The organism is Pseudomonas sp. DF5 (genome assembly GCF_058148225.1).
Window position 1 is genome coordinate 23,460 of record NZ_JBYVYM010000009.1, and the last position, 21,677, is coordinate 45,136.

At 59.9% G+C, this 21,677-nt stretch carries 18 protein-coding genes and 1 pseudogene; 8 read left to right on the forward strand and 11 right to left on the reverse strand.

The window, feature by feature from the left end; genetic code table 11:
• The first annotated feature begins 94 nt into the window (after nucleotides 1–94).
• The 5 genes from AC30D7_RS10480 (at nucleotide 95) to AC30D7_RS10500 (ending at nucleotide 6,210) form a co-directional block, all read left to right on the forward strand.
• Nucleotides 95–1,222, forward strand: a complete 1,128-nt coding sequence (locus tag AC30D7_RS10480) for an HlyD family secretion protein (protein ID WP_490133989.1) — start codon at nucleotides 95–97, stop codon at nucleotides 1,220–1,222.
• Complete coding sequence (locus tag AC30D7_RS10485) at nucleotides 1,222–2,706, forward strand: DHA2 family efflux MFS transporter permease subunit (RefSeq protein WP_490133990.1); 1,485 nt, start codon at nucleotides 1,222–1,224, stop codon at nucleotides 2,704–2,706. The genes AC30D7_RS10480 and AC30D7_RS10485 overlap by 1 nt, the downstream gene beginning before the upstream one ends.
• Nucleotides 2,707–2,725: 19 nt before the next feature.
• Nucleotides 2,726–4,216 carry an efflux transporter outer membrane subunit gene (locus AC30D7_RS10490; RefSeq protein WP_490133991.1) on the forward strand — a complete coding sequence of 497 codons (1,491 nt, stop codon included), beginning with the start codon at nucleotides 2,726–2,728 and terminating at the stop codon, nucleotides 4,214–4,216.
• A gap of 31 nt (nucleotides 4,217–4,247) precedes the next feature.
• Complete coding sequence (locus AC30D7_RS10495) at nucleotides 4,248–5,198, forward strand: aldo/keto reductase (protein ID WP_490133992.1); 951 nt, start codon at nucleotides 4,248–4,250, stop codon at nucleotides 5,196–5,198.
• Nucleotides 5,199–5,265: 67 nt separating this feature from the next.
• Nucleotides 5,266–6,210 (forward strand): LysR family transcriptional regulator, encoded by a 945-nt coding sequence (locus AC30D7_RS10500; protein WP_490133993.1) that lies wholly within the window; start codon nucleotides 5,266–5,268, stop codon nucleotides 6,208–6,210.
• A 52-nt stretch (nucleotides 6,211–6,262) separates the two neighbouring features.
• Here AC30D7_RS10500 and AC30D7_RS10505 read toward each other — a convergent pair whose 3' ends face one another.
• From AC30D7_RS10505 to AC30D7_RS10515, 3 genes are all read right to left on the reverse strand, one after another.
• Complete coding sequence (locus tag AC30D7_RS10505) at nucleotides 6,263–6,535, reverse strand: DUF2790 domain-containing protein (RefSeq protein ID WP_490133994.1); 273 nt, start codon at nucleotides 6,533–6,535, stop codon at nucleotides 6,263–6,265.
• Nucleotides 6,536–6,805: 270 nt separating this feature from the next.
• On the reverse strand, nucleotides 6,806–8,521 hold the full coding sequence (locus AC30D7_RS10510; RefSeq protein ID WP_490133995.1) for an amidase: 1,716 nt from the start codon (nucleotides 8,519–8,521) through the stop codon (nucleotides 6,806–6,808).
• 154 nt (nucleotides 8,522–8,675) lie between these two features.
• Nucleotides 8,676–9,626 carry a LysR substrate-binding domain-containing protein gene (locus AC30D7_RS10515; protein ID WP_490133996.1) on the reverse strand — a complete coding sequence of 317 codons (951 nt, stop codon included), beginning with the start codon at nucleotides 9,624–9,626 and terminating at the stop codon, nucleotides 8,676–8,678.
• A gap of 154 nt (nucleotides 9,627–9,780) precedes the next feature.
• Between AC30D7_RS10515 and AC30D7_RS10520 the strand changes: the two genes are divergently transcribed.
• Together AC30D7_RS10520 and AC30D7_RS10525 are read left to right on the forward strand one after the other, a co-directional pair.
• Complete coding sequence (locus AC30D7_RS10520) at nucleotides 9,781–10,194, forward strand: tautomerase family protein (protein WP_204124017.1); 414 nt, start codon at nucleotides 9,781–9,783, stop codon at nucleotides 10,192–10,194.
• 4 nt (nucleotides 10,195–10,198) lie between these two features.
• Nucleotides 10,199–10,276 (forward strand): annotated as a pseudogene (locus tag AC30D7_RS10525) (dienelactone hydrolase family protein); the annotation flags it as partial.
• Nucleotides 10,277–10,416: 140 nt separating this feature from the next.
• On the opposite strand, the gene AC30D7_RS10530 reads toward AC30D7_RS10525, so the two are convergent.
• From AC30D7_RS10530 to AC30D7_RS10565, 8 genes are all read right to left on the reverse strand, one after another.
• Nucleotides 10,417–11,982: an amino acid permease gene (locus AC30D7_RS10530; RefSeq protein WP_490133997.1), complete on the reverse strand. Its 1,566-nt coding sequence runs from the start codon at nucleotides 11,980–11,982 to the stop codon at nucleotides 10,417–10,419.
• Between the two features lie 127 nt (nucleotides 11,983–12,109).
• Entirely contained in the window at nucleotides 12,110–13,270 is a 1,161-nt protein-coding gene (locus tag AC30D7_RS10535) for an iron-containing alcohol dehydrogenase (RefSeq protein WP_490133998.1), read from the reverse strand.
• 3 nt (nucleotides 13,271–13,273) lie between these two features.
• A complete protein-coding gene (locus AC30D7_RS10540; RefSeq protein ID WP_490133999.1) occupies nucleotides 13,274–14,665 on the reverse strand; it encodes an aldehyde dehydrogenase family protein in 1,392 nt (463 codons plus the stop codon).
• A gap of 7 nt (nucleotides 14,666–14,672) precedes the next feature.
• Nucleotides 14,673–16,046: a glutamine synthetase family protein gene (locus AC30D7_RS10545; RefSeq protein ID WP_349747343.1), complete on the reverse strand. Its 1,374-nt coding sequence runs from the start codon at nucleotides 16,044–16,046 to the stop codon at nucleotides 14,673–14,675.
• Between the two features lie 261 nt (nucleotides 16,047–16,307).
• Nucleotides 16,308–16,670 carry a DUF6124 family protein gene (locus tag AC30D7_RS10550; RefSeq protein WP_490134000.1) on the reverse strand — a complete coding sequence of 121 codons (363 nt, stop codon included), beginning with the start codon at nucleotides 16,668–16,670 and terminating at the stop codon, nucleotides 16,308–16,310.
• Between the two features lie 454 nt (nucleotides 16,671–17,124).
• On the reverse strand, nucleotides 17,125–18,801 hold the full coding sequence (locus tag AC30D7_RS10555; RefSeq protein WP_490134001.1) for an MFS transporter: 1,677 nt from the start codon (nucleotides 18,799–18,801) through the stop codon (nucleotides 17,125–17,127).
• A 226-nt stretch (nucleotides 18,802–19,027) separates the two neighbouring features.
• Nucleotides 19,028–19,408, reverse strand: a complete 381-nt coding sequence (locus AC30D7_RS10560; protein WP_019580252.1) for a RidA family protein — start codon at nucleotides 19,406–19,408, stop codon at nucleotides 19,028–19,030.
• 119 nt (nucleotides 19,409–19,527) lie between these two features.
• Nucleotides 19,528–20,601 (reverse strand): LacI family DNA-binding transcriptional regulator, encoded by a 1,074-nt coding sequence (locus tag AC30D7_RS10565; RefSeq protein ID WP_490134002.1) that lies wholly within the window; start codon nucleotides 20,599–20,601, stop codon nucleotides 19,528–19,530.
• 138 nt (nucleotides 20,602–20,739) lie between these two features.
• Between AC30D7_RS10565 and AC30D7_RS10570 the strand changes: the two genes are divergently transcribed.
• The gene (locus AC30D7_RS10570) at nucleotides 20,740–21,663 is read left to right on the forward strand and encodes a TIM barrel protein (protein WP_490134003.1); all 924 of its coding nucleotides are present in this window, start codon (nucleotides 20,740–20,742) and stop codon (nucleotides 21,661–21,663) included.
• The last annotated feature ends 14 nt before the right edge of the window (nucleotides 21,664–21,677 follow it).

Genomic DNA, 21,677 nt, shown 5'->3' on the forward strand with positions numbered 1-21,677 from the left:
CGGGTTTGCTTTCTCACAGCAATTTTTGCCATCAGGGCCGCAGGCGATTCTCGCAGGTGCTGGCCCGATTTCCCGGTTAAAGGTGTATTCGATCATGACTAAACAGTTCGACATCCCGGCTACGCAGACCTTCGAGCACGCAAGGCCTGATGCGCCCATCAAAAAACCGTTCAAGCAGAAATTTCGGCCCTTGTTGATTGTCGGTTTGCCGGTGCTCTTCGCAGCGCTGGGCTATGCCCGCTATCAAGCAGGCGAGGCGTTCATTTCGACCGATAACGCTTACGCCCGAGTGGCGAAGGCGTCGATCAATGCGCGTATTTCCGGACAAGTCGTCGAAATCGCCGTCGAGGACAACCAACCGGTTCACAAAGGCCAGATGCTGTTTCGGATCGACCCGAAACCGTTCCAGATCGCGGTTGACCGTGCGCAAGCACAGCTGAGCGTGGCGCAGCTGCGCATCGATGGGCTCAAGGCCGGTTACCGCCAGCAGCAGGCTGAACTGCAATCGGCCAAAGAGTCGGCCGATTTCGATCAGCGCGAGTTTGCCCGCAAAAAAGCGCTGGTCGCTACCGAGTTCGTCTCGCGGGCGATTTACGAGCGCGCCGACACCGACCTTAAAGTTGCCCGGCAACGCATCGCGTCGATCGAGCAACAGATCGCCAGCACGGTTGTCGCGTTGAACGGTAACCCCGACATCGAAGCCGATAACCACCCGACGGTTCGTGAGGCGAGGGCGCAGCTGGATGAGGCGCAGCTCTACCTCTCATATACGACGGTATATGCGCCGGACGATGGCATCGTGGCCAAAGTCGACGATCTGCAGGTTGGCAACTATGTCAGCAACGGTGCGCCGGCTTTTGCGCTGCTGTCCGATCGGCAGATTTGGGTCGAGGCCAACTTCCGCGAAACGCAGGTGACCCACATGCGTCCCGGCCAGGAAGCAACCATCAGCATCGACACCTATCCCGATCACGTTTTCAAAGCCCACGTGACCAGCATGAGCCCCGGTGCCGGATCGGACTTCGCCTTGCTGCCGCCTGAAAATGCGACCGGCAACTGGGTCAAGGTTGTCCAGCGGGTACCGGTGCGCCTTGAACTCGACGAGGCCGACCCTGCGTTTCCGCTTTTTTCGGGCACCAGCGCCACGGTCGAGGTCGATACCGGGTATCACACGCCATGGTGGCATCCGCTCAAGGCGCTGTTGACCGCAGGTAACTTCTGATGAACGCCAACATTGCCAGACCTCAAGGTGCGGGAACATTGAGGTTCGCCGCGCTGCTCGCCACTTATATGCAGTCGGCGAACCTGCCTTTGCCCAATGCGGTACTCAGGTTTATCCAAGGCAGCCTGTCGATGACTGACGACCAGGCAGGCTGGGTATTCACCTCGTACCTCGCGGCGAGCGCCATCACGATGCCGATTGCGCAGTGGCTGGCCGGGCGTTATGGCTTGAAGCGGGTTTATCAGGCCGCGTTAGCCTTCTTCGTTCTGGGCTTGCTGCTCGCCACGGTTGCGACGACTCCGCTGGAGTTCGTCGGTGCGCGGATTATCCAGGGCCTGGCGAGTGGCGTGCTGGCGCCGTTGTCGATGGCGATTTCAATGGAGACGTTGCCACTGGAGAAGCGTGCGAAATTTGGCGCGACATGGACGGCAATCGTGCTCTTCGGAATCGTCAGCGGCCCGAGCATCGGTGGTTGGGTCAGCGAGCATTTCGGCTGGCGGCCGATCTTCTACATCAGCCTTCCGTTGTCGGCATTCATCTTCCTGGTGATGGCGCTTTTGCTTGCCGAGAAGAAGGCCGAGCAACGTCCGTCGTTCGATTTCTTCGGCTTCGGCAGCTTCACGCTGGCGTTGATCAGCCTGCAAATGTTGCTCGACCGCGGCGAGCGCCTGGACTGGTTTGCCTCGACCGAAATCTGGCTGGAGGCGGCGGGCTGCGCGTTGGGGCTGTACCTGTTTGCCGTGCATCTGTTGAGCAAGAAGGTGCATTTCCTCAACAAGCGTCTGTTCAAGGACCGCAACTTCGTACTGTCGACGATTATCTTTTTCGCCGTGGGTTTCGTGCTGTTGTCGACCATGGCACTGACGTCGCCGATGCTGGACGAGATCCTCGGCTACCCACCTGATGCGACAGGTTCGCTGACGATACCGCGTGGTGTGGGGCTGGTAGGGGCTTTCCTGCTGATGGGCCGTGTTCCCGAGCGTTTCGACCGTCGGTTGTTCGTGGCGATTGGCGTGGCCGTGGTGATTTACGCCAACTGGCTGATGCTCGGTTATTCGCCGTTGATGGACTGGTCGCCGGTGGCGATTGCCGGGGCGATCCAGGGGATTGGCATCGGCATCTTGATGCCGTCGCTCACCAAGATCGCGTTCAGCACACTCGACCCCAAGTTACGCCCGGAAGGCACCGGTTTTTTCAATCTGTCGCGTGTTTACGGGAGCACCCTCGGCGTTGCGATTGTGCAGATTTTCTTCTTCAACAATACGCAAGCGATGCACCTGGCACTGGTCAGCCATCTGACGCCTTATCGCGCCGCTGCGCATGCCGCGCCGATGTCCTTGCGAGCACTGGCGGGGCTCAACGAAATGATCACCGGCCAGGCGGCTTTTATCGCGGTGATCGACCAATTCAAGCTGTTGATGGTGGCGATGCTGGTGGTCAGTCCACTGGTTGTCTTTCTTCGCAAGCCCGTTCCGACCAACTAGTTTTCGTGGAGTTTGCCCAATGAAATCCAATGCACGCTTCATCAACAGACAGACGTTAAAAACCACGTTCGGTGCGGTGTCGGTTCTTGCGTTCCTGACGGCCTGCACCGTCGGCCCCGACTATCAAATGCAGCCACCGAGCCTGTCGCAGCATTACGACCAACAGGCCGAGCAGCGTCTCGGCCAGGGCGGCAACCGGCCTGGCGAGCAACAGATCAACCTCGGCCAAAAGGTCAGCGGTGACTGGTGGACGGCCTTCCATTCGCAGAAGCTCGACCAGGTTGTGCGTCGCGCCATCGAGGGCAATCTAGAGCTCGTGGCGGCGGATGCAACGATCCGGCAAGCGGCGTCGTCCGTCGCGGCGGCGGAGGGGGCGCTTTATCCGCAGGTCGATTTTGGCGCCCAGGCAGGGCGTCAGCGGGTACACAACGCAAAAGAGCCTTCGATCTCCAATTTCTACGCGATCGGGCCGCGGGTCGGTTTCGACCTTGATGCGTTCGGCGGTAACAAGCGGCGGGTCGAGCAGCAGCAAGCGTTTGCCGATCTTCAGAAGCATCGATACGAAGCGGCGTACCTGACCCTGACGGGGAATGTCGCCAGCCAGGCATTGTTGGTGGCGTCTGCCAATGCGCAGATGGCAGCCGTCGAAAAGCTGCTCGCCAATGACGCCAAGAACCTCGACCTGGTGCGCAGGGCACACGCCAGCGGCGTCACCACGCAGATCGACGTTTCGCTGGCCGAGACCCGGCTCGCCCAGGACCGCACACTGTTGCCGCCCCTCGCCCAGCAGCGTGATGCCGCGCGCCATGCGCTGTCGATTCTCACCGGCAAAGGCCCTGGCGACTGGATCGCGCCGGACTTCGATTTTGCCGAGTTCGTATTGCCGGCCAACGTGCCGGTGAGTGTGCCTTCGGAAATGGCCCACGGCCGACCGGACGTCCTGCAAGCAGAGGCGGAACTGCACATGGCCAGCGCGGCAGTCGGTGTCGCGACCGCGAACCTCTATCCCCATGTAACGCTGTCCGCCTCGCTGGTACAGGCCGCTTCCGGCAATGGCGGTGCCGCGCTCTGGGGTTTGGCTGCAGGGTTGGCGGGGCCGATCTTTGACGGCGGAACGCTCAAGGCTGAACGTCAGGCTGCCGTCGACGGCTACAAGGCGACGCTCGCCGGCTATCAGCAGACGGTCATTCAGTCGTTCGGCCAGGTCGCGGACTCGTTGCAGGCAATCAATCATGACGCCGAGCAAAACCAGGCGCAGGAAGACGCGTTTCGCGCTGCAGAAACCAGTTTTCGGTTGAACCAGCAAGCCTACGCGCAGGGCGAGAACAGCATTCTTCAGGTGCTGGAAGCGGAACGTGCCTTTGAGCAAGCGTTGCTGGGACGAATCCAGGTGAAGACCGCGCAGTATCTCGACACGGTGCAACTGTATGTAGCCCTCGGCGGTAATTCCGTCGGTGCGTTTGAGCAACGGGTTGCCAGTCGCGAAGCACAGAACCCTTCGTATCAATAACGGCTACGGCCCCGAACATTGGAGTCAAGAGATGTCTTACGAAGCTTTTCACGATGCACTTCGCGATACCCGGTTTGCGCTGAACCACGGCTCAGGTGAAATGCCGGCCGTTGGGTTTGGCACGCTGTTCAGTGATCTCAGCGTCACCACACAAGCGGTCAAGGACGCGCTGGAAGCGGGCTTTCGCCATTTCGATTGTGCAGAGCGCTATCGCAATGAGGAAAGTGTCGGCGTTGCGATAAAAGAGGTGCTGGAGGCGGGCAAAATCCGCCGGGAAGACGTGTTCATTACCACTAAACTGTGGAACACCAACCATCGTCCCGAACGCGTCAAACCTGCCTTCGAGGCCAGTTGCCGCCGCCTCCAAGTGGACGCTATCGACTGCTACCTGATCCATACGCCGTTTGCCTTTCAACCCGGTGAGAATCAGGACCCGAGAGACGAACAGGGTCGCGTCATCTACGATTCCGGCGTGACACTGATCGAGACCTGGAGAGCACTTGAACGCCTGGTGGATGAAGGCCGCTGCAAGTCCATCGGCTTGTCTGATATCACGCTGGAAACGTTAAAAGAGATTGTGGCAGTGGCCCGGATCAAACCTGCCGTGGTGCAGGTCGAGTCCCACCCTTATCTGCCGGAATGGGAACTGCTTGAGTTCTGCAAACAGCATGGAATCGTCCTCCTGGCGTTCGCGCCACTGGGCCATGGCATGGAGCCGAAAGTGTTGGAAGATTCGGTGATTACAGGGATCGCCAAGCGCTTGCAGAAGACTCCGGCTCAAGTGGCATTGGCCTGGTCTGTACAACGGGGCGTTGCTTTTTTGACCACGTCCGCTACACCAAGTCATATCAAGGAAAACCTGGATATTTCCACCCTGCCGCATAGGGCGATGCTTGAGATCAAGGAAGATATTACGACCAGGGTACGATTCAACTCGGTCGTGGAAACCGGTGTGCCTGGATTTATCCCACGGAAGAAGTGACACACGACGAGGAGGGCGGTCTTCTGTAAGGCCGCCCTCTGTCATCCACGCCCTTGAGGTGAAAACGATGGACGTTTTCCAAACCATGCGGTTTTTCATGGCTGTTGCCCAGAGCGGCAGTTTTACGGCGGCAGCCGAGCTATTGGACACCACGACAACCAACGTCTCCAAAGCCGTTTCCAGTCTGGAGGCCCGGCTTCAAACCCGTCTGATTAACCGCACCACCCGACGCCTGGCGTTGACCGAAGCGGGTGTGCGCTATTTGCAACGATGCGAGAAAATTCTGGAGGAGGTACGTGAAGCCGAGGAGGAAGCAGGGACCGCTCACACCCGGCCCGTGGGCAGGCTGAAAATTCACGCCATGTCAGCCATCGGTAATCATTACGTGATCGATGCCATTGCCAAATACAGAGAGACTCATCCCTCGGTCATGTTTGATTTGACGCTGACCAATCGGCTACCTGACTTGCTCGAGGAAGGGTATGACATGTCGATTGTTTTAGCGCGGGATCTGCCCGATTCGGGGTTTGTCGCTCAGCGGCTTGGCATCACTTACAGCATTCTCTGCGCTTCGCCTGCTTATCTGAAGAAACGCGGGATCCCGGATTCTCCGGGTTCTCTTGGTACACATGATTGCTTGAGGATTGTTAATACGGTAATGCCGGTCGAACACTGGGCATTTGAGGGGCCTGAAGGTGCGGAGTCAATCAACGTCCCATTGTCTCCCTTTCACATCAATACGGCTGATGGAATGACCGTTGCGATAACAAACGGGATGGGCATCGGTATTCAGCCGATTGCTTCTGCGGTCAATGGCCTCAGGGCCGGGACGTTAGTGCGCGTGTTGCCGGAGTATCGGCTTGAAGAGTTGAATCTATTTGCAATCTACCCATCACGAAAATTCGTGGATGCGAAGACAAAGACTTGGGTGGAGTTTCTTAAACATCACATCCCGGGCATGTTGACATCCGATGAAAAAATCGTAGGTTCGGGAAGAAATATCAGTTATTGAGTGGGTTGCACCGCAGGCAAGGAGTGTCGACCCTCCATCGTCCGCACGGTACTCAACCGTTTGAACATCCAGTGCCCATCACTTGATATTGCATGACATGCCGTTGATTGTGAGAGTCTTCATAGGTCATTTGCACCGGAACCGGTTTGCACTCGTCCGGAATCTCTGAGAGGTAAATGACTTTCTTAATGTCGAGCTTCGTTTCGTACGTGTAGATCTCAACAGGTGTTTTGCTGGTCGCGTTAGTTGAATGGCCATCGTCTGCAAAGGCGTGTGCGCCTATACCGGCAAGTGCCAGAAGAACCGCAATTTTTAAAGTTTTCATTATCTTCACCGTATCGTCCAAGGTTTACTCTGGGGCCGAGATGATCGTAAAACTCATCTCGGTTTTTCGAGTGGCTACCTCGTGAGCTAATGGATACTGACGCTATTGGCTCACTGGGTAGAGACGATGTTAGGTGTTTGAGCTTCTTTCAAATAGCAGCCGACTGGACAAACACTGTTGCCGGAATTCGCATGAATGGGCCAAAGATCGCAGACTCCTACAGGGCATGGGTACGGGTGTACTCAACCTCTTCAGGAACCTGCGATCTTTCTATTTTTGGCTACCCGACAAGGGCGGGGTGCGCGGTGGGATCAAGCGTTTCGTCCCCGTCGACTCGAACGCCGAAGCCAGGCGAAGCAGCGTTGAATCGTCATAGGCGCGACCGGCAAATGTCAGCCCGACGGGCATGCCGATGTCCGGCATGACGCCCATCGGCACCGTGACCGTTGGAACGCCCAGGTGGCGGATGGCGAGATTGCCGTTGGCAACCCATACCCCGTTACTCCACGCGATGTCCGCAGACGTCGGATCGACATCGGCATTCGCCGGCCCAACGTCGGCTACCGTAGGGAAAATCACCGCGTCGAGCCCCAGCCGATCCATCCATTCCTCCAGATCGATTCGACGGGTCAGCTCCAGTGCACGCAGTCCATCCGGCAGCGTGTCGATCTGGTCCCACGGTGTAATGCCGCGTTCGGCCATCCGCACATACTCGTCCATGCCTGCGGCAAGATCACCCTCGCGGTTGGGCAGCGTCCCCGGGTCGTGGGGGAAAATCAGCGGCCCGTTCACGTCGACCAGGCGATTGAGTTTTGGATCGCCGTTGGCTCGCAGAAAATCATCGAACGCCCAGGCCGTCAGATCCCACAACTCATGGTGCAGGAACTCTTTGGACACCAGCCCGCGGTTAAACACCGTCGGTGCGCCAGGACGATCGCCCTCGCAATTGGTGACCAGCGGGAAATCGACTTCGAGCACTTCAGCACCGGCCGCTTCGAGTGCCTTGCGCGCCTGCTCCCAAAGCCCGATCACGGAAGGGCGGGTGTTGATGCGCTGGCCCGTCGGCCCACCGATGCCAGGCGCATCGCTGGTGCCCGCGTCGGGATCGGCGTTGATGTACATGCGAGGCACGCCGAAGCGCTTTCCGTTGAGCGTATCGCTTTTCGCGGCCAGCGATCCGTAGGAAGCGGGGCGCACCGAAGCGACACTCGGAATCGGCACCCAAGGTTGCATCCGCCATAGATCACCGCGTGTGTCGGGATCATCGGCCACCACCACATCGAGCACTTCGAGCAAGTCCGCCATTGTCCGGGCAAACGGCACCACCACGTCCATCGTCGGCGTCAACGGCCAGTTGCCGCGCACCGAGATCACCCCGCGCGAAGGCGTATAAGCACACAAGCCATTGTTTGAAGCAGGGCCACGTCCGCTCGACCAGGTTTCTTCCGCCAGGCCAAACGCCGAGAAACTGGCGGCGGTTGCCGTACCGGCGCCGTTCGATGAGCCCGAGGCGAAAGGGGCGGTGAGGTAGCCGGCGTTGTAAGGACTCTCCGCACGGCCATATACCCCGCGCTGCATGCCGCCGTTGGCCATCGGCGGCATATTGGTCTTGCCCAGGCAGATCGCCCCGGCGGCGCGAAGCCGTTCGATGGTGAACGCATCGCGATGAGCGATCAGGTTGGCGAAGGCAGGACTTCCAGAAGCTGCGGTCAGCCCCTTCACCAGATAACTGTCCTTGGCCGTGTAGGGAATGCCATCGAGCGGCCCCAGCGTCTCGCCCCTGGCCCGACGAGCATCGGACGCCTGCGCTTCCTTGAGCGCATCGGGGTTGCGCACCACCACCGCATTGAGGGCGGTGGGCGTGTCAGCGCCGTCGTAGGCGTCGATCCGGGCGAGATAAGCCTGCACAAGCTCAACCGCCGTGGTCCGGCCGGATTCGAGCGCAGCACGCAGCTCGGCAATGGAAACCTCGGTGACCTCGATCATGCTGTTACCACCGGCTGTTGATGGGGGGCGCGGTGGATGTTTCCATTGCGCTGGATTTTGGGCTCAGAGACATCATTTCTCTCAAAATGGGGTTTCATATCGGTTCTCGTTGTACTGCATTGCGCGACAGTATCGGAGAACTTATGGCCCTCTGTCATTCGCCGAACACCTCTGCGCTCTGAAAGTGATGAGGTGGCGTGAAGGGTTGACCGTTGAGAGATCCCGGGAAACTGTCTTGTTTGGCCTGGCACGCCAGCCAGGTGCAGAACAGGTCCAGCTTCTTGTTGGGTTCCGGACTTCGCTTGGCGATATAGGCGTAGTGACTTTGGTGGAAACCAAACGGTGCCAGCAAACGGCCAAGACGAATGTCATCGGCCACCAGATGCCACGGGGCGACACAAATCCCCAGGCCGGCAATCGCCGCCTCCAAGGTGAAATAGTAGTGTTCAAACTCCACGCCGGCCGGCGCGGTAGCCTGATATCCAATGGCATCACTCCAGCTGGTCCAGGCATCCGGACGCGTTTTTGTATGGAGCAGTGGATGCAAGAAAATGGAATCTAACTCAGTCAGTTGGATACGCGCGGATAACGCGGGTGACAACACGATGCCCAACCTTTCAGGAAACAGCAGGAGGGTATTCTTTTGACCCTCAACAGCCCCCTGTTCGGCAGTGATCATCACGTCATACCGGTCTCGGTCCGGATCGGTGGCGTGGACAAAGGAGTTCAAGCGAATCTTGATATCAGGGTACTGCGCATTGAAATCGAAAAGACGGGGTATCAACCACTTGACCGTAAACGTGCTGAAGCAAGACACGTCCAGAATACCCGTCGCGGTATCTCTGATTCGGCCTACAGCCGCCTCGATCCGATCCAGCGCAGCCGTCAATTCCGGCAGGAGTTCTTTCCCGGCAGCGGTGAGTTGCGGTTTGTTTTTCGGACCCTCGAACAGTTCCACCCCGAGACTCAGCTCTAACTGGCGTACCTGGCGACTCACTGCTCCGGGCGTGACAGAAAGCTCATCGGCGGCAGACGTCATTTTGCCCAGCCGGGCAGCGGCCTCGAAAGAGCGGAGTGCATTCAATGGGGGGAGACGACGTTTCATCAAGTGACTTTAACTCAATTACTTCGGGCGCATAAATCGATTTCAAACCCCATCCCAGTTTCGCAGAATCACCCCGCTGTCCGCATGCCTGGTGACCTGTTCGGTGTTGCCGGAGTGGTAGGCATCTATCCAAAATAAATTGAGAGAGTCTCACATGCCATTCGTTCGAACAGCCGTCATCAAAGGCACTGACCCGCAGCAACGCCAGCGCATCGTCGACGGCATACACCAAGCGCTAGTAGATAGCATTGGTATGCCCCAGGATGAACTGTTCAATCTGGTGGTGGACTACGATCCGGAACAATTTTTTTACAGCCGTACCTTTAATGGCGTTGCGCGCTCCGACCATTTGATCGTGATTGAAATAACGATGCGTAGAGGTCGCAGCGACGCGATGAAGCGGGAGCTATACAAAAAAATTGCAGACAATCTTGGCGCTCAAGCACAGGTACGCCCGCAAGACCTTTTCATCTTCATGCATGAAAATGACTATTCAGACTGGTCGGTGGGCTCGGGCAAGTTTGCAATGGAGCTGGTGCAACAACTCGGCAATACCTCTGCCGTGTAAGTCATATGACGCCACCACTGGGAAGGTCGGCATCACCGGCTTCTGTTATGGCGGCAGGGTCGCTTATGCGGCGGCCCTGGCCCTTTTACAGCCGTCAGCCAAAAACTTGTGGGAGCGGGCTTGCTCGCCAAAGCGGTGTGTCAGGCAACCTCAATGTTGACTGTGACGCCGTCTTCGCGAGCAAGCCCGCTCCCACAGGTCCCGTGTCTTGACTGACTGGCATTAACTTCCAGCCTGTTTATTCAACGCCTCTTCGACAGCCGCGATTTCTGCCTGACGCTTGATGATCATGTCGCCCACGGGCGGGCCCTGGAAGCGTCGTTTTTCGAAGCTGAACCAGATGATGGCCGTCAGAATCAGAAAGCCGATGGTGATGTACAGCGCCCAATCGTTCGGCGGCTGGATACCGATAGCGAAGATCAGCACCATCGAGAGGACCGAGAGGATGGCGAACAACGAGTAAAACGCTCGCCCCATGTTCCACGGTCCCATGGTCGGCCACTTCGAGGTTCCGTAGGTGAACAGGCCCAGCACGATGGGGATGATGAACGAGAAGAACAGGAAGATCACCGTGCAGGAAACCACAATCGTGTACACCGGCGTTTCGCCGATCGACACCAGCGACGATCCCCAGACGAACAGCACCGCGAGGATGGAGCCGGTCCAGATCGCTGCCACCGGGCTGCGATGGCTTGGCGAAACCGTGGCCAGCGCCTTCGAGAAGGGCAGGCCGCCGTCACGGGAGAACGCGAAGATCATGCGCGAAACCGAGGTCACGGTCGCCAGCCCGCAGAGGAACTGCGAGATGAAAATCGCCACGTAAAGCGCCATTTTGATCGCCGGGTTCACCTGGGTGTCCATCGCCCAGAAGAACACATTCCAACCCTGCTTCGCCGCTTCATCCATGTTCGGCAACATCAGTACAAACGAGCAGAGCATGACCCAGCCGAATATCAACGACCAGGCCACCGACGTAACCATGCCGATCGGCACCGACACGGCAGCCTTGTGGGTCTCTTCAGAAGTGTGCGCGGAGGCGTCATAGCCGGTGATGGTGTAGATCGGCAGGAGCAGGCCGAGCATGAACACCCAGCCGCTCGACACTTGTGGCCAGACGTTGCCGCCCGCCGCGCCGGAGTAGTTGCTGAAGGTCACCAGGCGGACGAATTCATAGCTGGGCGCGGCGATCAGGCAGACGATGGTCAGCGCGGTTGCCGTGGCGAAGATCAGATAGCCTGAGAAGTCGGTGAGCTTGGCGGTCAGGCCGATGCCGAAGTGGTTACACAAGGCCTGGATGCCGGTCAGGATCGCCAGGAAAACGATCCGTGTGGGGATTGTGTCTTGCATGCCCAGGGCCGGTCCGAAGGCTCCGAAAAAGAAGTAATAGGTACCGACGTTGATCGCGCCGAGCACCGTGATCAATCCCAGCAGGTTGAACCAGGCTGTCAGCCAGCCGGTGAAGCGGTTACCGAGAATCGAGCCCCAGTGATAGAGGCCGCCGGCGGTGGGGTAGGCCGAGGAAATCTGCGCCATGGCCAAGGCGAAAACCCCGGAGATCAGGCAGCCCAGTGGCCAGCCGATGCCGATGGCCGCACCGCCTGCACCCGAAGTGCCCTGTGCCAGCGAGTTGATGCCACCGGAGAGGATGCAGATGATCGAAAAGGAAATGGCGAAGTTGGAGAAAACGCCCATGCGTCGCGAGAGTTGCTGGGCATAGCCCATGTTGTGCAACACCTTGAGGTCGTCGTCTTGTGGCGCGGTCGCGCCGGGTTGGCTTACAGGACTCATAATGTGTGCCTTGTCAGGTTTGATACACATCCATCCGCGTTGTGCGTTGCCGGATGGGACTGTCTTCAACCCCCTGTCTTACTGCTCCTGCGTCTAATGGATAAAACCCATCCATGTTGTGGCCGTTCTAAAGACGGCCGTGATAAGCCGCTTCGAAAATTTCTGCCGCGCCATTTCGTGTCAATGGCAGCGGATTACCGCCGGCGCAGGGGTCGACAATCGCCATGTCGGCGATCAGGTCGGCCTGCTGATCATCCACCCCCAGCTCCACCAGCGTATGCGGCACGCCGATGTCCTTGCGCAGCTTGAGGACGAAGGCCATAAAGCTGTCGAAGCCCGGGGAGGGCAGGCGCAGATACGCCGCCAGACGGGTGATGCGCTCCTCAATGGCCGGGCGATTGAACTTCAGCACATAGGGCATGAACGTCGCATTGGTCATGCCGTGGTGGGTGTCATACAGGGCGCCCACCGGATGCGAGAGGGCGTGCATTCCTCCCAGACCTTTCTGGAACGCGGTGGCGCCCATCGCCGCCGCCGCCAGCATTTGCGCGCGCGCGTCGAGGTCGGAAGGGGTGTGCACCGCCCGCACCAGGGCATTGGCCACCAGGCGCATGCCTTCCACCGCGATGCCTTCGGCCATGGGATGAAAACCGGGAGCGCAGTACGATTCCAGACAATGGGAAAACGCATCCATGCCGGTGCCGGCGGTGACCTTGGCCGGCATGCCGACGGTAAGGGCGGGGTCGCTGATGACCACCTTCGGCATCATCTTCGGGTGGAAAATGATGCGTTTGGTGTGCGTGTGCTCGTCGATGATCACCGCCGCACGGCCGACCTCGGAGCCGGTGCCCGCGGTGGTTGGCACCGCGATGACCGGGGCGATGCGGCTTTCGTCGGCGCGTGTCCAGTAGTCGCCGATGTCTTCGAAATCCCACACCGGTCGGGTCTGGCCGCTCATGAACGCGATGAGCTTGCCCATGTCCAGGCCGCTGCCACCGCCGAACGCCACCACGCCGTCATGGTTGCCGGCACGCCAGGCGTCGAGCCCACCGGCCAGGTTGGCTTCAACCGGATTGGGCTTGAGGTCGCAAAACAGCGCGACACCGAGGCCGGCGGCGCGCAAGGATTCCAGCGCCGCCGTAGTGATCGGGGTGCGCGCCAGGCCGCTGTCGGTGACCAGCAGTGGTCGTTGGATACCTTGGCTGCGGCAGACTTCCGCCAGTTCGGCGATACGGCCGACACCGAAGCGGATGCTCGTGGGGTAGTTCCAGTTCGCGGTCAGGCTCATGGCTCAGATCTCATGGCGCAAGTGGAAGGATTTGGCTCGGGTCAGGTGCTCATAGCCAAGGCGCGACAGCGTTACGCCGCGCCCGCTGTTCTTCACCCCGGTCCAGGCCAGGGCCGGGTCCAGGTAATCGCAGCGGTTCATGAACACGGTGCCGGTGGCGATCTCGTTGCCGATACGTTCGGCGGCGGTCAGGTCTTGCGTCCAGATCGAGGCGCTGAGCCCGAACTCGCTGTCGTTCATCAAGGCAATGGCTTCGTCGTCGCTGGCCACCGGCATGATGCCCACCACCGGGCCGAAGCTTTCCTCGCGCATCACCGCCATTTGATGGGTGACGTCCACCAACACCTGCGGCGCGAGGTAGGCGCTGCCCGGCGGGCCGGCAGCGAAGTCCTTTGGATCGATCAACGCCCTGGCCCCTTGTGCCAGTGCATCGGCGATTTGCTTGCGAACGAACTCAGCGGCACCCGGTGTGACCATTGGCCCGAGGGTGGTGGCTTCGTCCAGCGGGTTGCCCAGCACGTATTGGCGGGTCAGGGCAGCGAAACGCTCGACAAAATCCGGGTAGATTTTTTTATCGACATAAATACGTTCGACGGCGCAGCAGCTCTGCCCGGAGTTGAAGAAACTGCCGTCCACCAGATTTTCCACCGCATGCTCAAGGTTGGCGTCTGCCCGGACGTAGGCCGGGTCTTTGCCGCCAAGCTCCAGCCCCACGCCGAGGAAACGTCCGACGGCCGCGTGTTCCATGGCCTCGCCGCCGCTGACAGAACCGGTGAAGTTCACCTGCTGCACCCGTCCGGAGGTAATGATCGCCGCCGCATAGACATGACTGAGCAGCAGGTTATGGAACAGTCCTTCGGGCAGATGGGCGCGACGAAAGGCTTCGGCGAAACGCTCCCCGACCAGCAGCGTTTGCGTGGCATGTTTGAGGATCACGCTGTTGCCCGCCATCAGCGCCGGAATGATCGTATTCACCGCCGTCAGGTAGGGGTAATTCCACGGCGCGACGACCAGCACCGTACCCAGCGGTTCGCGTTTGATATACCGCCGAAAACCCGCGACAGGCGTGGGCTCTACCGCTGCCAACGCTTCAGGCGCAATGGCGATCATATGCCGGGCACGTTCTTCGAAACCGCGCAGTTCGCCAGCGCCGAAGCGTATCGGGCGGCCCATTTGCCAGGCCAGCTCCGGCACGATCTCGTCCTTCATCGCCAGCATCGCGTCCACGGCAGCGCTGCAAAAGGCGGCGCGTTCGCTCAGTGGCCGGCGCTTCCATTGCGCCTGGGCGGTTTCGGCGGCGATCAGGGCTTGCTCGATCTGCGCCGCATCGGCACGGCGGCGTTCGGCATAGACCCGGCCGTCGACCGGGGAGATGAGTTGAACGGTCTCAGTCATGGCGTGCTCAATAGCGCTCGAAGCCGCGCTGCAGTTCCCAGTCGGTTATCCGTCGGTCGTACTCTTTCTGTTCCCAGTCGGCGGTGTGCACGTAGTGGTCGATCACTTCATCACCGAACGCCTCGCGCAACATGCTCGACGCCTTGAGCGCGGCGCAGGCCTCGCGCAGGGTTTTCGACACTTCAGGCAAATGCTCATCGACGTAGGCATCGCCCTCGAACGGCGCTGCGAGTTCGAGCTTCTCGTCGATCCCGGCCAGGCCTGCGGCGATCAACGCGGCGAAGGCTAGATAGGGGTTGAGGTCGGCACCGCCGATGCGGCATTCGATGCGGATGGATTTGCTGCCCTCGGCGCACAAACGAAAGCCGGCGGTGCGATTGTCCCGACTCCAGACCGCCCGCGTCGGCGCGAAGGTGCCGGCCTGAAAGCGTTTGTACGAATTGATGTAGGGCGCAAGAAAGCAGGTGACGTCGTTGGCGTATTTGAGCTGCCCGGCGACCCACGAGCGCATCAGCTTCGACATGCCGAACTCGGCCTTGGGGTCGAAGAACAGCGATTTTTTGCCGTTCTTGTCCCACAGCGAATTGTGGATATGGCTACTGGAACCGGCCGCGTCATAGCGCCACTTGGCCATGAACGTGATCGCCTTGCCTTGCAGTTGCGCGATCTCTTTGCAGGCGTGCTTGATGATGACGTGGTGGTCGGCCATGGTCATGGCGTCGGCATAACGAATGTTGATCTCTTCCTGCCCCGGCCCCCATTCGCCCTTGGAATTTTCCACGGGAATGCCGCAGGCCTGCAGGTGTTTGCGAATCGCCCGCAGCACCGGTTCTTCGCGGGTGGTCTGCAGGATGTTGTAATCCTCAATGTAATGGCCGGCGGTCTTCGGCTGGTGATAGTTGCGCTCGTGGATCGCCTGGTAGCTCTCGTCGAACAGATAGAACTCCAGCTCAGAGGCAAACATGCCGGTATAGCCACGCTCGCGCAGGCGCTCGACCTGTTTTTTCAGGATCGCTCGCGGGCTGTGGGGCAGGTCTTTTCTGTGGTGATGATCGAGCACATCGCACAGCACCAGCGCCGTGCATTCCAGCCACGGCACGCGTCGCAACGTGGACATGTCGGGTTTGAGCACAAAGTCGCCATAGCCTTTGCTCCAACTGGCAGCGGCGTATCCCGGCACCGGTTCCATGTCGATGTCGTCGGCCAGCAGGTAATTGCAGCAGTGGGTTTCTTCGTGGCCGCTGTCGATGAAAAACTCGACCTGGAAACGCTTGCCGACCAGTCGCCCCTGCATATCGACCATGCACACCAGCACGGTATCGATTTCGCCGGAGGCAGCGGCGCGTTTAAGTGCTTCGAAACTGAGAAGGGGCTCGGTCATCGCGTCAGTCCTGCGTGAATGATCTGGACCTGTCTGAAATAGCTGTTGCAGACGCTCTCCAGAAAAAACCAAAACCTGCAGACGCGAGCATCGTGAGCAATGAGCTGTTGAAAGCTTAGCCTACTGCGGGTATGCGCGAGTTTCGGTGAGCGCGGCTTTACCTGTGGGAGCGGGCTTGCTCGCGAAAGCGGTATGTCAGGCGACATCAATGTTGACTGTGCCGCCGTCTTCGCGAGCAAGCCCGCTCCCACATTGCATTAGTTATTCCTTCGGTTCGACGTGATCCAGCGCCTGGTTCACCGCCAGTTCACCGAGCATGACCACTTGCGCAATGCCCAGCAGGGTTTTGCGATGTGAGGTCTCCAGCAGCGCCGCGAAATTGCTGAGCATTTCGGTGGCCGAGCCGAGAGTTTCGCTGGCGTTAGCCAGCAAGGATTCGGTGTTGTACTTCGGATTGGCGAGGTACATGGGCTCGGGTTCGTGGGTGGAGGCCATGATCTGGGCGGCCGGGTTGAGGTAGTGGTCGAGGGCGCGTTCGGCGGCTTCGTGGAATTTCTTTGAATCGGGGGATTCGTAGGGGGATGTCGGGTCTGTGACCGGCGGATTGGGCGTAGGTTTGAACATGGATGAAACTCCTGGGAAAACTATTAGAGGAGCCATCACCCTTTGCTACCAAACGAAGGGTGGCGGCCATGCACAGGTTGGTAGACCGGTCCAGGAACCCGGCGCGCCCGAAGGAGCCCTACGCATGACCACCATAAAAACAGAGGTGAAAAAAAAACCTCTGCAAAAGGCGGCGCTATGCGCCTGGAAATACCGGGCTACCAAACCCGATCACTGTTTTTCAGTGACCGGGAAACGATAAAACCCGAGCCCAAAGCGCACAAGCCGGCGGATTCTGGCGTAGTCGTAGGCAATGACGCAAGGCGTTGTAGCCTTGATGAAGTAACACCGGGTGTCTTTAAACGCGCAGCTTAAACATCGTCGGTGTCGGTGGTGATTCGCCCCGTCAGGAAAGGACTGACGGGGCGTTTTTATTGCGTGGGGTGCAAATCTATCGCTGCTCGACCCTGAACGCTTACGTGTGATGAATCTCCCGATCCTTGGTTTCCGGCAGGAAGAAAGTGCCAAGGATGGCCGTCATCACGGCGATGACGATCGGGTACCACAGCCCGTAGTAGATATCACCAGTGGCCGCGACCATGGCGAATGCCACCGTGGGCAGGAAGCCGCCGAACCAGCCATTGCCGATGTGGTAGGGCAGCGACATCGAGGTGTAGCGGATGCGCGCCGGGAAGAGCTCTACCAGCCAGGCGGCGATCGGGCCGTAGACCATGGTCACGTAGATCACCAGGATGGTCAGGAGCAGCAACACCATCGGATAGTTGGTCTTGGCCGGGTCGGCCTTCTCGGGGTAGCCGGCGTCCTTGAGGGCGGTGCCGAGGGTGGCGACGAAGGCGTCATTGCGAGTCTTGAAGTCAGCGGCGGGCATGCCGGTGCCTTCGAAACTCGGGATCACCTTGTCACCGATGCGCACCTGCGCGACGGCGCCAGGCGCGGCTTTCTCGTTTTTGTAGGGGATGGCCTTCTTCGCCAGCACAGTCTTGGCGAGGTCGCAGGAACTGGTGAATTTGGCCTTGCCCACCGGGTCGAACTGGAACGAGCACTGGCCGGGATCGGCGACCACCGTGACCGGATTCTTCGCCTGCGCGGCAAACACGTCGGGGTTACCGAACTCGGTCAGCGCATGGAAGATCGGGAAGTAGGTCACGGCTGCGAGGATGCACCCGGCCATGACGATGCCCTTGCGGCCGATGCGGTCGGACAGGCTGCCGAACAGGATGAAGAACGGCGTGCCGATCAGCAGCGAGCCGGCAATCAAAAAGTTGGCGGTCTGCGGGTCAATCTTCAGCGTCTGCAGCAGGAAGAACAGCGCGTAGAACTGCCCGGTGTACCAGACGACGGCCTGGCCAGCCGTGCCGCCGAGCAAAGCCATGATCACAATCTTGAGGTTGTCCCAGCGGGCGAAGGATTCGGTCAGCGGTGCCTTGGAAGACTTGCCTTCTTCTTTCATCTTCTTGAACACCGGCGACTCGGCGAGTTGCAAGCGAATGTAGACCGAGACGATCAACAGCAGGATCGACAGCAGGAAGGGAATCCGCCAGCCCCAGGCCTCGAAGGCTTCGGTGCCGAGCAGGGTGCGGCAGGCGAGGATCACCAGCAACGACAGAAACAGACCGAGGGTCGCGGTGGTCTGAATCCATGAAGTGAAATAGCCGCGCTTGCCTTTGGGCGCATGCTCGGCCACATAAGTCGCTGCGCCACCGTACTCACCACCCAGGGCCAGGCCTTGCAGCAGACGCAGGGTGATCAGGATGACCGGTGCCGCCACGCCGATGGTCGCGTAGCCAGGCAGAAAACCCACGACGGCGGTGGAAACACCCATGATCACAATGGTAATGAGGAACGTGTGCTTGCGCCCGATCATGTCGCCCAGGCGGCCGAACACGATGGCGCCGAAGGGCCGCACCGCGAAGCCTGCGGCGAACGCGAGCAGGGCGAAGATAAAGGATGTTGTTTCATTGACCCCGGCGAAGAAGTGCTTGGCGATGATTGCCGCGAGGGAGCCGTAAAGATAAAAGTCGTACCACTCGAAAACGGTGCCCAGGGACGAAGCGAAAATGACCTTGCGCTCCTCCCTGGTGATCCCGCGGTTGGGCGTGCTGCCCGTGGCTGTAGTGTCAATCGTGGCCATGAGTCTTCTCCGTCTTGCTCTTGTTGAAGGCCGGAGTACCTCATCAACGTTGCCGCACCCAGGCCCTAGGGCTGATGTCGTCGGATTACCAATTGCGCGAATAATGGAAACAGGGCTGACGGCCTCGCATTGCTGCATGGTTTCTTGAAGCATAATCGGCTTCGCGCAGATATCCACTCGCCAACGTGCCCGGCGGGGGCCACTCCCACCGGGCACATTCGCGGATTTAGCCTTTGGCCGCCATCGCGGTGACTTCCACGCGCATGCCTTCGACCGCCAAAGCGGCCACGCCAACGGCGGCGCGAACCGGCCAGGGCTTGGCGAAGAAACGCTGGTAGACCTCGTTAAACGCGGCGCGGTCGGCCATGTCGGTGAGGTAGATGGTCAGATGCAGCACCCGGTCCATCGAACTGCCGGCGTTCTCCAGCGCGACCTTGAGCGCCTGCAAAGTGCACTCGCTCTGCAGGGTGATGTCGCCCAGCTCCAGGCTGCCGTCGGCGCGGGTAGGAATTTGAGTGGAGACCAGCAGGCCGCCGAAACCGGCGACGTCGGAGGAGATGGATTCCGCGTCGGGATCGGGGAGGAAAGTGATGTCGTGGTTTGCCATGGGGGTCTCTTGTTTGTGGGGGTGAAGGGGGGCTGGGGCATTCAATGGTGCGACGCCTTTTTTGCGCGGCCAGTTTACAGCCTCATCGTCAGGCCGTTCGTTCTGTTGTGTATCACCTGCTAAACACTTTCAGCCACATCAATCTGCAACGAAAGCATGCACTTCGCTGCGCTGTCCGACGCTGGATCTATCGCGGCATCCACCATGGCCCTGACCGCCGTTTGCGCCAGCGCCTCGACAGGGTGTGACAGCACGGCTTGAACGATGCCGTCACGCAGGGCTGCCCGGGTGATGGGGGTCAGGTCGTGGCACACCACGACGGGTAGCGCGATGTGCTGGGCTTTCAGTTCGCGCAAGGCGTTGATGACCCCTTCGATACCGCCACCTGCCACATACAGGCCGACCAGGTCGGGCTGGCTGGTGAGCAGGTCGAGCGTGCCGGCATAGGCGAATTCCTCGTCCTCCAGAGTCAGGCGCGTAGCCAGCAATTCCCAGTCCTGGGGTTGTTCCGACAGGAAGGAGCGAAAACTCATTTCACACAGTTCCTGGCACTGAAAGCGCTGGGTGCCGACCATCACGGCCACTGGCCCCGGTTGCGCTGCCAGGTGCTTGATGAACCAGCCGGCGGTGCGGCCCATGGCACGGTTGTCGACGCCGACATAACCGGCGCCGGCCGAGGCGCTCAGCTCGGACACCAGGGCGACCACGGGAATGCCGGCCGCTCGCAATTGCGCCATGGCCTCGCGAACAGCCGGATGGTCGGCGGCCACCACGCCCAAGGCATCGACTTCGCCTTGCAACTTGAGGATGCGTTCTGCGGTGGCGGCCGGGGCCAGGTCGTCGATGTAGTGGATCAGCACTCGAACCTGGGCCCGCACGCTGGCCGTCGCCGCCTCAGCCAAGGCCTTGGCCAGCCCCTGATAAAACGCCACGCCACGCTTTTGCAGCAGAAACCCCAAACGCACGGTCGGGCGCTGCTGCAGCACTCGTTGTTCGATCACATTACGCCCGTAGAAGCCCAGTCGGGCGGCAGCCTCGGCAATGCGTTGCGCGGTATCGGCGCGCACGTTGGCCCGCAGGTTCATCACCCGGTCCACAGTGGACAGGCTCACCCCGGCGGCCAGTGCCACGTCTTCCATGGTTGAACGACGACCGATCGGGTTGTCGGCTTTTGACGATGAATGCTCTGACATGAAATGAAAGCCTATCTGAAACTTTTGACGGGTTTTGACAGGTATCGCCGACCGACTATAGCAGCCATAGACCTGCCCGCCTTAGGATTTCTCCCAGCGAAACATCGCTACCCATAACAATAATCACCGGAGCCTGACATGACCCTCCACATCTCCACCGCGCCTTGTTGCTGGGGCGTCGACGACGTCAATAATCCTCATCTGCCGGCGTGGCAACAGGTTCTTGGCGAAGCGGCGCAAGCGGGGTATCGCGGCATCGAATTGGGGCCATACGGTTACCTGCCACTGGACGCCGACGCGGTGGGCTCGGTGCTGGTCGAACACGGCCTGCATGTGGTGGCTGGCACGGTATTCGACAATCTGGTCGCCCCCGCCAACCTGCCCAGCCTGCTGAATCAAACCCGCAATATCTGCGCATTGCTCAAGCAGTTGCCGGCAATTCCCCTGGAGCCGGGGCAACGTTTCGCCATGCCGTGTCTGGTGGTCATCGATTGGGGGCATGAGGAGCGTGACTACGCCGCTGGCCACTCTGACCGCGCGCCGCGCCTGGCGCCCGATGCCTGGCGGGGCATGATGACCCACATCCGCGCCATCGCCGAGTTGGCGTGGACGGAATTCGGTGTGCGCACGGTGATTCATCCGCACGCCGGGGGCTACATCGAGTTCGCCGACGAGTTGGCCCGACTGGTCGAAGACATCCCCTACGAAGTGGCCGGCCTGTGCCTGGACACCGGCCATCTGTACTACGCCGGCATGGACCCGGTGCAGACCCTGCGCCAGTACGCGGACCGCGTGGATTACCTGCATTTCAAAGACATCGATCAGGCCGTGTTCGATCAAGTGCTGGGCGAACACATCACCTTCTTCGCCGCGTGCGCAAGAGGCGTGATGTGCCCGATCGGCCAGGGTGTCATCGACTACGGCGCCTTGCGCGAGCTGATCACCGAGATCGGTTACCAGGGTTACATCACGGTCGAGCAAGAGCGTGATCCACGTAACGCCCATGGCAGCCTGCGCGACGTGGCTGCCAGCCGTGACTACCTGTCCCGGGCGGGTTTCTGATTTCTCTCATGCGA